We start from the raw sequence: 14,072 nt of genomic DNA, 5'->3' as shown, positions 1-14,072 counted from the left end.
CCCCCTCAGAACAGCCTGCCCTGCCCTTCGGCACCCGCAGCCGCTGGCGGCCGGAACTGGCTCATGTCCAGCTCAATGCGCTGGCGGTTAAAGCCAATCCGGTTGCAGGCTTTCTCAAAACGCTGCCTGATGAGTTCGGCCCACAGGCCGTGGCCTTTCATGCGCGTGGCGAAGTCGCTGTCGTAATCCTTGCCGCCACGCATTTCGTGGATGCGCGCCATGATGCGCGCGGCGCGCTGCGGGTAGTGCAGCTCCAGCCACTCCTTGAAAATGGGCGCCACTTCCCAGGGCAAGCGGATCACGGTATAGAACGCGCTGCGTGCACCGGCCTCCCAGGCCGCCTCCAGCACATGCTCCATGTCCTCGTTCACAAACGGGATTTGCGGCGCCACGCTGACGCCGACTGGAACGCCGTGCTCTGCCAGCGTGCGGATGGTGCGCAGGCGCCGGTGCGGTGCGGCCGCGCGCGGCTCCAGCTTGCGCGCGAGTTCGCCGTCGAGCGTGGTGATGGTCACGTAGGCGGCGGCCAGCTTGTCAGCGGCCAGCGGCGCCAGCAGGTCGAGGTCGCGCTCCACGCCGCTGGATTTGGTGATCAAAGAGAACGGGTGCCGCACTTCCTGCATCACCTCAATGATGCTGCGCGTCAGTCGCAGCTCGCGCTCGGCGGGCTGGTAGCAGTCGGTGGCCGAGCCGATATTGAGCAGCTTGGGAACATAGCTGCGTTTGCGCAGGTCGGCGCGCAACACCTCGGCAATGTTGCGCTTGGCGATGATCTTCGTTTCAAAATCAAGCCCAGGCGAAAGATTGAGGTAGCTGTGTGTGGGCCGCGCATAACAGTACACACAGCCATGCTCACAGCCCCGGTAGGGATTGATGCTGTAGTCAAAAAAGATATCGGGCGAATCGTTGCCGACAATGGCGCTGCGCGCTTCTTCCATCGTGACCGTGGTTTCGATCCGGGGCGCCTCGCTGGAGACACCTTCTTCCAGCGTACCCCAGCCGTCGTCCCATGCGTTGCGCACGTCTTTCTCAAACCGGTGCGGCATGCGTGTAGCAGTGCCCCGGCCCTTGATGGCATGGAGAGGAATGACGGCGTCGGACATAGGGCAACAAGATTCGGTGGAAGGTAGTGGTACCCGGCAGGGCCGCAGAAAATACTGTATATAAATACAGTATATTCAAACAAAAACCCTTTGGCAAATGTCTGCAGCAGTGCCCGCAATAATGGGTTTAAAGCAGGAGACATCCCATGGCACACGTACTGGCAAAACTCACCGGCGCGCCGCTGGCCGCCGTCAAACAGCAGCTGGAAAAAGATGCGGATGAACATGCGAAGCAAGGCATGTATCTGAAGCATCTCTGGCAAAACGCGGAAGACGCAGCAGAGGTGTTTTTTCTGTTTCAGGTGAAAGACCTGGCGCATTGCCAGCAACGCATGAAGCAGACGCATGCAAAAGCTCGCGAAGAAAACCCCGATGTACCGCTACCGGCCCTGACGTTTCTGGAGGATGCCTGAGGACTCATCGAATGCGTGATTGGTACGCCCCTTTTCCATTTTCCCTCCCCTCTCCTCCCCTTCCGTTCCACCATGATCCAGCGACCTGAAAACCTTTATGCCCGCTATCACGCCCACGTATATTTCGGGCCCGGCACCGTTGAGCAGGCACGCGCCTTGTGCGAAAAGGCCGGTGCACTTTTCGGGATTGCCGTGGGGCGTGTGCATGAACGCGAGGTGGGGCCGCACCCGCGCTGGAGTTGCCAGCTGGCATTTGACCGCGCGGCGTTTGACAGTGTCATTCCCTGGCTCGAAGAACACCGCGACGGGCTGGATGTGTTTGTGCACGGGCTCACCGGCGACGACCTGGCCGACCACACCACACATGCCTCATGGCTTGGTGAGCCTGCGGCATTGAAGCTGGAGATGTTCAGGCGGTGAGCCCGGCTCCGGTTGAATGCTATTAATTCAATAGCTGGTTGCGCTCGTCCAGAAAGGCGCAGAGCTGCTTTTTTAACGCAAATAAAAGCGACTCAGCCAGCGCGACCGCAAAGGAATCGGTCGCGACTCTACCGACTGGTACAGCACCCAGCCCGCCAGCAGCGACAGCAGGAAGGCCGTCAACAGGCCCAGCACATTTGCCGCAAGCTGCGTGGGCCAGAAGTGGCTCACGATGGCATTGACCAGCAGGCACACCGGAAAGTGGATGAGGAACACGGAGTAGGACATCTGGCCCAGCTGCACCAGCCGGCGCTGCTGCAAGCATTGCACCGGCCAGGCCTGCGGCTGAAGCACCGCCAGCCCGGCCAGGCCGAAGGCGGTAACGAGCGCCACGACCACGCGCCCCCTGAAATCCAGCGCCAGGGCCAGCCCACCCATGACCGCCAGGGTCACCAACCAGAAGCTGCGCCGCGCGCCAAGGCGGTTTGAGGCCCAGAAAGCCAGCATGCCCAGCGCATAGGAGCCGCAGAAATAGAGGGCGGTGATATCAAAGGCCTGCAGGCGGTTGAAGAACAGCAGCGAGGCCAAGGCGACCAGCAGGATGAGGCTCACACCGAGTGGGGCGGAAACCGAAGTGGTGTGCGTTGCGTCGCCGTTGTGCGGCTGAAACTGGAACCGCCGGGCAAAGGCAAAAATGAGAACCGCCATGGCATAGAGCTGGAAGTCGATGGCCACGTACCAGACACCGGCGGAAAGCGCGTCCTGCCCGAGCAGGTCCTGCAACAACAGGACATGGGCAAGCAGTTGGTGCACCGTGGGAGCCTCCGGCACCGAATGATGTGCGAACCAGGGCCTGACCAGCGCGGCCACGAGCATGCTCACGGCCAGCGCCACCAGATAGGGTTTGGCGAGCCGCCAGTAGCGGCGAAAGATCAGGGCGCCAGGTGCGCCGAACACGGCCACACCCTGTGGCGCGAGCGAGGCCGCCGCCAGAAAACCGCTTACGACCAGGAACACCTGCACGGCCATGCGGCCATAGTCGTAAAGCCAGTCCATCAGGGCCGGCGCAAACGGGTGCACCACATCCGACATCGGGCCGTAAAAAGCCAGGTGATGCAAAACAATGAGGACGCAGGCCAGCCCTTTGAGGGCATCCATGCCGGGAAAGCGTCGGGTCGCGGTGGTCAAGGCGGGTATTTCAGGCGCAGCGCTGCTCAAAGGTAGCGATGGCGCTTAAATACAGACCCGCTGGCGTGCCTGTTCGTACTCGCGCCTGAGCTGGTCCACAAAGGCCGCGGCGCTTTGGACTTTGCTGACAGAGCCAATGCCCTGGCCGCAGCCCCAGATGTCTTTCCAGGCCTTGGACTTGCTGCCTTCGCCGCCGCCGAAGTTCATGGTCTTGACGTCGCCTTCGGGCAGGTTCTCCGGGTCCATGCCAGCAGCGCGGATCGACGGCGCGAGGTAGTTGCCGTGCACGCCGGTAAAAAGGCTGCTGTAGACGATATCGTCGGAGTTGCCGTCGACGATGGCCTGCTTGTAGGCGTCGGCCGCGCGCGCTTCGTCCGTCGCGATGAAGGCCGAGCCGATATAGGCAAAGTCGGCGCCCATGGCCTGCGCAGCCAGCACCGCGCCGCCGGTAGAGATGGCACCCGACAGCGCCAGAGGACCGTCAAACCACTGGCGGATTTCCTGGATCAGCGCGAACGGGCTCTTCACGCCTGCGTGGCCGCCCGCACCGGCGGCCACGGCCACCAGGCCGTCAGCGCCCTTTTCAATCGCCTTGCGTGCGAATTTGTTGTTGATGATGTCGTGCAGCACCACGCCGCCGTAGCTGTGAGCGGCAGCGTTGATGTCTTCGCGTGCACCCAGGCTGGTGATGTAGATGGGCACCTTGTACTTCACGCACATTTCCATGTCGTGCTCCAGGCGGTCGTTGGACTTGTGCACGATCTGGTTGATGGCAAAAGGCGCCGCCGGCTTATCGGGGTTGGCCTTGTTGTGGGCCGCCAGTGCCTCGGTGATCTCGGCCAGCCACTCATCGAGCTGCGATGCAGGCCGTGCGTTGAGCGCGGGCATGGCGCCCACCACGCCGGCTTTGCACTGCGCGATGACCAGCTTGGGATTGCTGATGATGAAGAGCGGCGAACCGATGATGGGCAAAGGCAGCTTGTTCAATGCTCCGGGCAGTCTGGACATGGTGGCTCCGTTGTTATTCTGAATTCAAGAAAAAACATGCCGCAGCCCTTTACTGACGGGCGCAAGCAGCTATCAAATAAATAGCAGTGTGTACAGGATCAGAACGCATCCAGCGCCAGCGCCGTGACGCTGTCTGCACCATCGACAATGCTGTCGCGCACGCCGGGCACCTTGGTCAGCAGGTGGTCAGCATAAAAACGCGCGGTGGTGATCTTGGCCTGCATGAAGGCAACATCAACGCCCTGCGCGATTTGCTCTTGCGCCACCAGCAGCGAACGCGCCATCTGCCAGCCGGCTACCACATTGCCCGCGAGCATGAGGTAAGGCACGCTGCCGGCAAACACGGCGTTGGGACTGGCTTTGGTGTTGCCGGCCACGAAATCCACCACATCGATGAATGCCAGGCGCGCGGCCTTCAGGCGCTTGGCCACGGCCAGCGCGTCGGCGCTGCCCTGCCTGAGCAATTCGCTTTCGGTTTTTTCGATCTGCGCTGCAATCGCCTTGGCCGTCTGGCCGCCATCGCGCGAAGTCTTGCGGCCAATCAGGTCGTTGGCCTGGATGGCGGTCGTGCCTTCGTAGATGGTCAGGATCTTGGCGTCGCGGTAGTACTGGGCGGCGCCGGTTTCTTCAATAAAGCCCATACCGCCATGCACCTGCACACCCAGCGAGGTGACCTCCAGGCTCATTTCAGTGCTGTAGCCCTTGACCAGCGGCACCATGAATTCGTAAAAGGCCTGGTTCTGCTTGCGCACATCCGCATCGGGGTGGTGATGCGTCGCGTCGTAGGCGGCGGCAGCCACGGACGCCATGGCGCGGCAGCCTTCAATGTAAGCGCGCATGGTCATCAGCATGCGTTTGACGTCCGGGTGGTGAATGATGGGCGCGCTGGCCTTGATGGAGCCGTCAACCGGTCGGCTCTGCACGCGGTCTTTGGAAAATTCCACAGCCTTCTGGTAGGCCCGCTCGGCAATCGCGATGCCCTGCATGCCGACCGCGTAGCGTGCCGAGTTCATCATGATGAACATGTACTCAAGGCCGCGGTTTTCTTCACCGACGATGTAGCCCACGGCGCCGCCATGGTCGCCGTACTGCAGCACGGCAGTGGGCGACGCCTTGATGCCCATCTTGTGCTCGATGCTCACGCAATGCACGTCGTTGCGCGCGCCCAGGGCGCCGTCTTTGCCGACCATGAACTTGGGCACGACAAAGAGGCTGATGCCCTTGACACCCTCGGGTGCGCCGGTGACGCGCGCCAGCACCAGGTGCACGATGTTCTCGGCCATGTCGTGCTCACCATAGGTGATGAAGATCTTGGTACCGAAAACCTTGTACGTGCCGTCGGGCTGCGGCTCGGCACGGCTGCGCACCATGGCGAGGTCCGAACCGGCTTGCGGCTCGGTCAGGTTCATGGTGCCCGTCCACTGGCCGCTCACAAGTTTTTCGAGGTAAACCGCCTTGAGCTCATCGGAGCCGGCCGTGAGCAGCGCTTCAATCGCGCCGTCGCTCAGCAGCGGGCACAGCGCAAAGCTCATGTTGGCGGAATTGAGCATTTCACCGCACGCCGCGCCTATGGTTTTGGGCAGGCCCTGGCCGCCAAAATCAGCCGGGTGCTGCAGCCCTTGCCAGCCGCCTTCGACGTATTGGCGGAAGGCCTCCTTGAAGCCAGGCGTGGTGGTGACTTCGCCGGATTGAAAGCTCGACGGATTGATGTCACCGTCACGGTTGAGCGGAGCCAGCACGCCCTCGTTGAACTTGGCGCATTCTTCGAGCACCGCTTGCGCGGTGTCGAAGCCGGCTTCTTCAAAGCCGGGGATTTGCGCGATCTGTTCGATGTTGGCCAGGTGTTTGATGTCAAACAGCATGTCCTTGAGGGGGGCCTTGTATGTCATGTTTTGTCTCCGAAAATTAACTTATTGCGCGGCGAAGGCCATTAAAAGCTGTGCCACAGTGGTCTGCTGGTTTGGCCTGTGCCAGGCGTAGCCGGGGCCGCTTGCCACACGGCCTCTCGCGAATCTAGGGCGAGAAATCACGAACTGGAGGTTCCACCAGTTTTTCGGATTTCCGCACGACATAACCGTTGTCCATCAGGGCATTGAGCCAGCCCGCCGCCATCAGGTCCACATGACCCGAGTCCGGGGCCGAAGCGTAAAACGCATCCTGAAACTCCAGCATGGGCACAAGCTTCTTGCTGTACAGCGTCACTCGGTAGCGGGTAGAACCCCTGCGGGCTTCATGGCCCTGGGAGGTGACGGTAGAGCCCATCGGAACAAACAGCAGCGTGTTGTAACCCTGGCCGGACCATTCGCCCAGCACGCCCCTGATATTGGAACGCTGGCCGAACGTGCCTGCGTACTTTGCGGGAACACCGTTGAGTTGCATGAAGTCTGCGGCGTGCCCAACGCTCTGGTTCATCAGGCGGTTATCGAGAACACCCGAGAGCCTGTAGCCTTTGACCAGATCCGGGTTTTGGTTGGCCCACTCGGGGGTCACAAAAACCAGGGCCAAAGACGTCACAGGCTCCTTGATGTCCGACTTGACGCTGACCTGTTCGACTTTGCGATCAAGCCCCGCGCACGCAGCGAGGAACAAGCCCGTCAGCATCAAGGCGATGCATGCGCCTCGCCTCATGCCGGATTGGCCGGGTTGCTGCTTGGCTTTCATGTCGCGCTGGCCTGAAACCGGATTACAGGGCTGCGACCAACTCGGGTACGGCAGTGAACAGGTCGGCCTCGAGACCGTAGTCAGCGACGCTAAAGATAGGCGCTTCCGGATCCTTGTTGATCGCCACGATGACCTTGCTGTCTTTCATGCCGGCCAGATGCTGGATCGCACCGGAAATACCGGCGGCGATGTAGAGCTGGGGCGCGACGATCTTGCCGGTCTGGCCCACTTGCCAGTCATTGGGGGCGTAGCCTGCATCAACCGCTGCGCGCGATGCGCCGAGAGCTGCGCCCAGCTTGTCTGCCAGCGGCGTCAGCACTTCGTTGAATTTCTCGCTGGAGCCCATGGCGCGGCCACCGGAGACGATGATCTTGGCAGCCGTCAGCTCAGGGCGGTCGCTCTTGGCGATCTCGGAGCCCAGGAAGGTCGACTTGCCGCTGTCGGCAACGCCTGCAGGGGTCTCGATGGTCGCAGAACCACCGGTAGCAGCCGCAGCGTCAAAGCCGGTGGTGCGCACGGTGATGACTTTGGTCGCGTCCAGGCTTTGCACGATGGCGATCGCGTTGCCGGCGTAGATGGGGCGCTCAAAGGTGTCGGCAGCATCGACCTTGGTGATGTCGGAGATCTGGCCGACATCCAGCGTCGCGGCCACGCGGGGGGCGATGTTCTTGCCCGACGCCGTGGCGGGGAACAGGATGTGCGAGTAGGCACTCGCGATGGCCAGCACCTGGGCGGCCATGTTCTCGGCCAGGCCGTGGGCGAAATGTTCGCCTTCGACGTGGATGACTTTGGCCACGCCGGCAATGGCGGCAGCGGCCTTGGCAGCGGCTTCAGCACCCTTGCCGGCCACCAGCACGTGTACGTCCCCGCCGCACTGGGCGGCTGCGGTCACGGTGTTCAGGGTCGCTGGCTTGATGGAGTTGTTGTCGTGTTCTGCGATTACAAGTGCGGTCATTTCAATCAACTCCTTAGATGACTTTGGCTTCGTTCTTGAGCTTGTCCACCAGGGCGGCCACATCGGCCACCTTGATGCCTGCGCTGCGCTTGGGCGGCTCGCTGACCTTCAGGGTCTTGATGCGCGGCTTGACATCGACACCAAGCTCTTCGGGCTTGATGTTGTCGAGCTGCTTTTTCTTGGCCTTCATGATGTTGGGCAAGGTGACGTAGCGCGGCTCATTGAGGCGCAGGTCGGTCGTGATGATGGCCGGCAGCGTGAGCGAGAGGGTTTCCAGGCCGCCGTCGACTTCGCGCGTGACCTTGGCGGTGCCGCCTTCGACTTCGACCTTGGAAGCAAAAGTGGCTTGTGGCCAGCCCAGCAGCGCAGCCAGCATCTGGCCGGTCTGGTTGCAGTCGTCGTCAATGGCCTGCTTGCCGAGGATGACGAGTTGGGGTTGCTCTTTTTCGACCAGCGCCTTGAGCAGCTTGGCGACGGCCAGCGGCTGCAGTTCTTCGGCGGTTTCGACCAGGATGGCGCGGTCGGCACCGATGGCCATGGCGGTGCGCAGGGTTTCCTGGCACTGCAGCACGCCGCAGCTCACGGCGATGACTTCGGTCACGACGCCCTTTTCCTTCAGTCGCGTCGCTTCTTCAACGGCGATCTCGTCAAACGGGTTCATGCTCATCTTGACGTTGGCGATGTCGACACCAGTGCCATCGGATTTGACGCGGACTTTGACGTTGTAGTCCACAACGCGTTTGACGGGAACCAAGACCTTCATGAGAGGACTCCAGAGTTGATGGATTGAGGTATTAACTTGAATCGGAACTGAAATTGACGTTGACGTAAACGTAAGCTTTGCATTCTATGCTGCGGCGCCCCCTGATGCGGGCTGCTCAACTGGTCGCCGGAGGGTATCCAGGGGAACCAGGCAGAAAAAGAACGATCGTTCTATTTTTCATTATAGAGCGCCGGATACAGCGAATTAGAGCATCCTGCCCAACCACTGTCCTTCAGGTGTCTTTCAGGCGTCAATTGCCGATGCAGCGAAAGGAGATCGGGCAGGGAAAAAGCGCGCCGCAGGCCGTTTGTGGGCGCTCAGGAAGGCTTGGCACCGGTAGCGCCCTTCTCGCCCTCCACGTTTTTTGCATTCTCCGAAATGCTCACGCGGGTATGCACCACACGCTGCGGGTACGGAATTTCGATGCCGTGCGAGCGCAGCGACTCCAGGACGGCGAGGTTGACACGCGAGCGCAGGTTCTGCTGGCCGTTTTCGGGATCAACCATCCAGTAGTTGAGCGTGAACTCGAGCCCGTCGACGCCAAAGTGGGTCAGATTGACGCTGGGACCAGGGTCGCGCAGCACACGGTCCTGCTTGAGCGCGGCTTCACTGAGCAGGCCCATCACCAGCTCGACGTCGCTGTCATAGCCCACCGACACCACGGTGGACTGCAGCACCTGCGTATCGCTGAGCGAGAGGTTTTCAACGCGGCTGCTGATGAACATCTCGTTGGGCACGATGGATTCGCGCCCGGACGGTGCACGCACCACGGTGTAGCGCGCATTGATATCGGTGATGCGCCCTTCAAAGGTGTCCACCCGCACGTTGTCACCAATGCGCACACTGCGCTCGGCCAGCATGACAAAGCCGCTCACGTAGTTGGCCGCCAGCTTCTGCAGGCCAAAGCCCACACCCACGCCTACCGCGCCGCCCAGCACCGACAACGCCCTGAGGTCAATGCCCACCGACGACAGCGCCAGCATCAGGCCGACAAACATCAGCATGGCACGCACCGCATTGCTGACAGCCTTGCGCAGGGAGAGCTCGTTGCCGGTGGCTGAACGCAGCAGGCGCGCCTCAATGGCCGAAGATATCCACAAGGTGATCAGCAGCACCACACCGGCTGTCACCGCACCTTCAAGCATGGTGCGCACCGACAGCGTCGAGTTGCCGACCTTCCACTTGATGTCGTCGAGCTCGTCAAGTATCACAGGCAAGAAGCCGCTGACCCACAGCACCATGGCGATCCAGGCCAGCCAGGAAATGGTGCGCTCCAGGGCCCGCACGAGCGGCGCGTCCTTGAAGGCCACCTGCAGCACCTTGACCCCCAGGCGGATCACCGCCAGCGACAGCAGCACAGGAATGGCTACCTTGAATACCGCCAACGGAAAGGTCCTCGCCAAAAGGACCTGCACCGCATTGGCAAAGAAAAGCAGCAGCAGCGGAAACAGCACGCCGTCAATCACGCGCCGCCCGAAAAGGATGGAAGTCCCATCGACCGCCATACGTGCGCGGCCCGCCATGCGCACCACCAGCCAGGCCAGCAACGCGCAGGAAATCAGCGCGGCCAGCTCCGTGAGGGCGGTAGGCTGGGCCAGTGCCGCAAACCAGTCATCCAGCGCATCAATGCGGACGGGAGGAACGGGACGGGTCGTCAGGGCGCCGGCGCTGGCCATTGGGGTTTCCTTTTTTCGATGAAGGCTTGCACACCTTCCTGTGCCACGGCATGGACCATGTTGCAGGCCATGGACTGGCCCGCCAGCTGGTAGGCGGCCTCGATGCCGGTTTCACGTTGCTGGTAGAAAAGCGCCTTGCCCATGGCGAGTGCTTCGCGCGGTTTGGACAGGAGCGACTGCAAGAGTTTTTCGACTTCGGCGTCCAGCGAATCCAGCGGCACGACACGGTTGACCAGCCCGCGCACGCGCGCTTCGTCGGCCGCGATGAAGTCTCCCGTCATCAGCATTTCCATGGCCTGCTTGGCGGGCATGTTGCGCACCAGCGGCACGCTGGGTGTGGCGCAAAAGAGGCCCACGTCGATGCCATTCACCCCGAAACTGACGTTACTGGCCGCCACAGCGAGATCGCATTGCGCCACCAGCTGGCAGCCGGCCGCCGTGGCCACACCCTGCACCTGCGCAATCACCGGTACCGGCAGCTTCTGGATGCTGAGCATCATGCGCGTGCACTGCGCAAAAAGCTTCTGGTAATAAGCCAGCTCGGGCCGGGCGCGCATGTCCTTGAGGTTGTGGCCGGCACAAAAAGCCTTGCCCTCAGCCGAGATGACCACCGCGCGCGCCGAGCTGTCGGCCGCGATCAAATCCAGTGCAGCCTGTAGTGCAGACAGCACGTCTTCACCGAGCGCGTTAAAAGTAGACGCCCGGTTCAGCACCAGGCGGTGGACACCGCGCGCGTCATGCGTGTGAAGCACGGGAGCCGAAAGCTCAGCAGATACGGCACTCATGAATGCCCTACAAATCGGCCAGGACGCGGATATGCGCTTCCACGCTACGCGCCAGCGCATTCAGGTTGTAGCCACCTTCAAGCGACGAGACGATACGGCCTTGGGAATGGCGCCTGGCGACGTCCTTCAGGCGCTGGGTGATCCAGGCGTAGTCCTGCTCGACCAGACCCATCTGGCCCAGGTCGTCGTCGCGGTGCGCATCAAAACCCGCGCTGATGAAAATCATCTCGGGCTTGAATTCTTCCAGACGCGGAATCCACGCCGCTTCGATCAGCTCACGCACGGCCATGCCCTTGGTATAGGCCGGCACGGGCAGGTTGAGCATGTTGCCGGCGTGGTTTTCGGTGCCGGTATATGGGTAAAACGGGTGCTGGAAAAAGCTGACCATCAGCACACGGTCGTCGCCGCTGAGGATGTCTTCGGTGCCGTTGCCGTGGTGCACATCGAAGTCGACAATCGCCACGCGCTTGAGGCCGTGGCGCTCCAGCGCATATTTGGCAGCAACGGCGACGCTGTTGAAAACGCAAAATCCCATGGACCGGTTGTGGCAGGCATGGTGGCCCGGCGGGCGCACCGCGCAAAACGCGTTCTCAAGCTCGCCGGACATCACTGCGTCGGTGGCCGCCAGCACGGCGCCGGTCGCGCGCAGGGCGGCGTTCCAGGTGTGCGCATTGAGCGCGGTATCGGGATCGATCTGGGCATAGGCCGGCCCACCGGCCCGGATGTCATCGACCAGGCTGTCGCTCAGGCCGCGGATCGCCGCCACCATCATGCGGTCGTGCGCCAGCTCGATGTCGCCCAGGGCCGCAAGGGGGGCCTCTCGCGCGTCCAGGGCGTCCTTGACGCCGGTCGCCAGCAACCAGTCGTCAATGGCGTCGAGCCGCTCCGGACATTCCGGGTGGCCGGGGCCCATCTCATGCTTGCGGCAATCTGCGTGCGTGAAATAACCAGTCGCGTTCATGGGGAAATAATTTGTAAAAAATTACGGTATGGTTGGCACCATGAAAGTCACAGAAAAACTCCAGGCACTCCTTGATCAGCTTAACACGGTCATCGTGGGAAAACCGGCACAGGTACAGGACTGCGTGGCCTGCCTGCTGGCCGGCGGCCACCTGCTGATTGAAGACGTTCCGGGCGTCGGAAAAACCACGCTGGCCCATGCACTGTCCCGCTCTTTCGGGCTGCAGTTTTCCCGGGTGCAATTCACCGCCGACCTGATGCCCAGCGATTTGTCGGGTGTGTCGATTTACGAACGCCAGAAGGAAAGTTTTGTGTTTCACCCCGGGCCGGTTTTCGCGCAGGTGCTGCTGGCCGATGAAATCAACCGGGCCAGCCCGAAAACCCAAAGCGCCCTGCTCGAAGCCATGGAGGAAAAGCAGGTCACGGTCGAGGGCGAAACCCGGCCCCTGCCCCTGCCGTTTTTTGTGATCGCCACGCAAAACCCGCACGACCAGCTCGGCACCTACGCCCTGCCTGAATCCCAGCTGGATCGCTTTCACATGCGGATTTCGCTGGGCTACCCTGACCGCGCCGCCGAACGCGAATTGCTGCGCGGCGCCGACCGCCGCGACATGGTCGAAAAGCTGCCAGCCCTGCTGGCACCGCACGACCTGCTGGAGCTGCAGCAGATGGTGGTGCAGGTTCACGCGTCGGAGCCGCTGCTGAACTACCTGCAGGACCTGGTCACCGCGACCCGTTCGGGCCGCTGGTTTCTGCAGGGCCTCAGCCCCCGCGCGGGCATTGCCATCATGCGGGCCGCCAAGGCACAGGCCTTTCTGAGCAAGCGGGACTACGTGGCGCCGGACGACATTGCCGCCGTACTGCCGCAAACCGCCGCACACCGGCTCATCCCGGTCAGCGACGCCGGGCGCGGCCCTGTAGAGCAGGTGCGGGCCATGCTCGACGCCGTGCCCCTTCCCTGACGGCGGGCAAGCCCGAAAAGCGCATGGCCATGACGGCATCCCTTCCCGGCCCCCTGGCATTCATTCGCGGACGCTTCCAGAAGTGGTGGCAAAGCAAGCTGCCTTTCACCGACAGCGTGTCACTGACCCAGCGAAACGTGTACATCCTGCCCACGCGCCCGGGCCTGATGCTGGGCGTGACACTGCTGGTGCTGCTGGTGGCTTCCATCAACTACCAGCTCAACCTGGGCTACCTGCTGACGTTCCTGCTGGCCGGCAGTGCATTGGTCGGCATGCACGTCTGCCACGGCACACTGCGCGGTCTTGCTATGAATTTGGTAGCTCCTCCCGCTCACTACGCGGGCGCTACCGCCGCATTTGATGTAAAACTCATGAACGCCAGGCGTACCGCGCGCCATGGCATCGGGCTGAGCGTGCTGAACCCGCACGATGTGGACACCAAACAGGATGCAAAAAAGGGCGGCGAGCAACACTGGGTGTGGACTGACGTTCCCGCGCAGGGCAGCAGCGTGGTGCAGGTGGCCTTCACGCCGCCGCGGCGAGGCTTGCACCGGCTGCCGACGCTGACCGCTGAAACCCGTTACCCGCTGGGCACCTTTCGCGTCTGGACGGTGTGGCGTCCGGCTGCCCAGATCCTGGTCTATCCGCAGCCCGAAGCCCACCCGCCACCGCTGCCGCCGGGCGAACCCCGCTCCGGCGGCGCAGCGGCGGCCTCACTGGCGCAGAGCACGGGTGAATTTGACGGCGTACGCGGTTACCGCCGCGGCGACCCCATGAAACTGATCGTCTGGAAAAAAGCGGCCAAGGCCGATGAACAAGGCAACGGCCTGGTCGTACGCGACACGCAGCAAGCCCAGCGGCATGAGCTCTGGCTGGACTTCATGAATGCGGGCTCAGCGGGTGTTGAACAAAGGCTTTCACGGCTGTGTGCCTGGGTGTTGATGGCCGACAAGCTCGCGCTGGACTATGGCTTGAGGTTGCCTTCGGTGGAGATCAAGCCTGCCAGTGGGGAGGCGCATAAACGGCTTTGTCTGGAGGCGCTGGCGGTATGTTGACGGTTTCTGGGTTTGTCCGACCGGGGTGCTTTTTGCTGAGGGCGGCTGGCCGGGGGTTGCCCGGCGGCAACTCACTTTTCTTTTGGGTCGCCAAAAGAAAAGTAAGCAAAAGGTCACGTAGTG

14 protein-coding genes are annotated in these 14,072 nt (G+C 62.1%); 4 read left to right on the top strand and 10 right to left on the bottom strand.

Annotation, left to right across the window (positions count from 1 at the left end):
- Positions 1-5: 5 nt before the first annotated feature.
- Positions 6-1,103 carry a PA0069 family radical SAM protein gene (locus AC1DYQ_RS10970; protein ID WP_477686816.1) on the bottom strand — a complete coding sequence of 366 codons (1,098 nt, stop codon included), beginning with the start codon at positions 1,101-1,103 and terminating at the stop codon, positions 6-8.
- A gap of 146 nt (positions 1,104-1,249) precedes the next feature.
- On the opposite strand from AC1DYQ_RS10970, the gene AC1DYQ_RS10965 reads away from it, so the two are divergent.
- Together AC1DYQ_RS10965 and AC1DYQ_RS10960 are read left to right on the top strand one after the other, a co-directional pair.
- Entirely contained in the window at positions 1,250-1,516 is a 267-nt protein-coding gene (locus AC1DYQ_RS10965) for a hypothetical protein (RefSeq protein WP_477686815.1), read from the top strand.
- A gap of 72 nt (positions 1,517-1,588) precedes the next feature.
- Positions 1,589-1,936 carry a DOPA 4,5-dioxygenase family protein gene (locus AC1DYQ_RS10960; protein ID WP_477686814.1) on the top strand — a complete coding sequence of 116 codons (348 nt, stop codon included), beginning with the start codon at positions 1,589-1,591 and terminating at the stop codon, positions 1,934-1,936.
- 72 nt (positions 1,937-2,008) lie between these two features.
- Here the strand turns inward: AC1DYQ_RS10960 and AC1DYQ_RS10955 are convergent, their stop codons facing one another.
- From AC1DYQ_RS10955 to AC1DYQ_RS10915, 9 genes are all read right to left on the bottom strand, one after another.
- Positions 2,009-3,124 carry an acyltransferase family protein gene (locus AC1DYQ_RS10955; protein WP_477686813.1) on the bottom strand — a complete coding sequence of 372 codons (1,116 nt, stop codon included), beginning with the start codon at positions 3,122-3,124 and terminating at the stop codon, positions 2,009-2,011.
- Positions 3,125-3,169: 45 nt separating this feature from the next.
- Positions 3,170-4,132, bottom strand: coding sequence for an NAD(P)H-dependent flavin oxidoreductase (locus AC1DYQ_RS10950; RefSeq protein ID WP_477686812.1), 963 nt, complete (start codon positions 4,130-4,132; stop codon positions 3,170-3,172).
- 98 nt (positions 4,133-4,230) lie between these two features.
- Positions 4,231-6,021, bottom strand: a complete 1,791-nt coding sequence (locus AC1DYQ_RS10945; protein WP_477686811.1) for an acyl-CoA dehydrogenase — start codon at positions 6,019-6,021, stop codon at positions 4,231-4,233.
- Positions 6,022-6,145: 124 nt separating this feature from the next.
- Positions 6,146-6,793, bottom strand: a complete 648-nt coding sequence (locus AC1DYQ_RS10940; protein WP_477686810.1) for a hypothetical protein — start codon at positions 6,791-6,793, stop codon at positions 6,146-6,148.
- 22 nt (positions 6,794-6,815) lie between these two features.
- A complete protein-coding gene (locus tag AC1DYQ_RS10935) occupies positions 6,816-7,748 on the bottom strand; it encodes an electron transfer flavoprotein subunit alpha/FixB family protein (protein WP_457278887.1) in 933 nt (310 codons plus the stop codon).
- A gap of 13 nt (positions 7,749-7,761) precedes the next feature.
- A complete protein-coding gene (locus tag AC1DYQ_RS10930) occupies positions 7,762-8,511 on the bottom strand; it encodes an electron transfer flavoprotein subunit beta/FixA family protein (protein ID WP_436155153.1) in 750 nt (249 codons plus the stop codon).
- A 317-nt stretch (positions 8,512-8,828) separates the two neighbouring features.
- Entirely contained in the window at positions 8,829-10,187 is a 1,359-nt protein-coding gene (locus AC1DYQ_RS10925; RefSeq protein ID WP_457278889.1) for a mechanosensitive ion channel family protein, read from the bottom strand.
- Entirely contained in the window at positions 10,166-10,972 is an 807-nt protein-coding gene (locus tag AC1DYQ_RS10920; RefSeq protein ID WP_477686809.1) for an enoyl-CoA hydratase, read from the bottom strand. The genes AC1DYQ_RS10925 and AC1DYQ_RS10920 overlap by 22 nt, the downstream gene beginning before the upstream one ends.
- Before the next feature lie 7 nt (positions 10,973-10,979).
- The gene (locus AC1DYQ_RS10915) at positions 10,980-11,933 is read right to left on the bottom strand and encodes a histone deacetylase family protein (RefSeq protein WP_457278891.1); all 954 of its coding nucleotides are present in this window, start codon (positions 11,931-11,933) and stop codon (positions 10,980-10,982) included.
- Between the two features lie 40 nt (positions 11,934-11,973).
- On the opposite strand from AC1DYQ_RS10915, the gene AC1DYQ_RS10910 reads away from it, so the two are divergent.
- Together AC1DYQ_RS10910 and AC1DYQ_RS10905 are read left to right on the top strand one after the other, a co-directional pair.
- Positions 11,974-12,894 (top strand): AAA family ATPase, encoded by a 921-nt coding sequence (locus AC1DYQ_RS10910; RefSeq protein WP_477686808.1) that lies wholly within the window; start codon positions 11,974-11,976, stop codon positions 12,892-12,894.
- A gap of 29 nt (positions 12,895-12,923) precedes the next feature.
- Complete coding sequence (locus tag AC1DYQ_RS10905; protein WP_477686807.1) at positions 12,924-13,949, top strand: DUF58 domain-containing protein; 1,026 nt, start codon at positions 12,924-12,926, stop codon at positions 13,947-13,949.
- Positions 13,950-14,072: the final 123 nt, after the last annotated feature.

The sequence above is a fragment of the Polaromonas sp. P1_F4 genome, from assembly GCF_056405675.1.
Note: the sequence above shows the minus strand (reverse complement) of the source record. Positions and strands in the feature narration are given on the sequence as shown.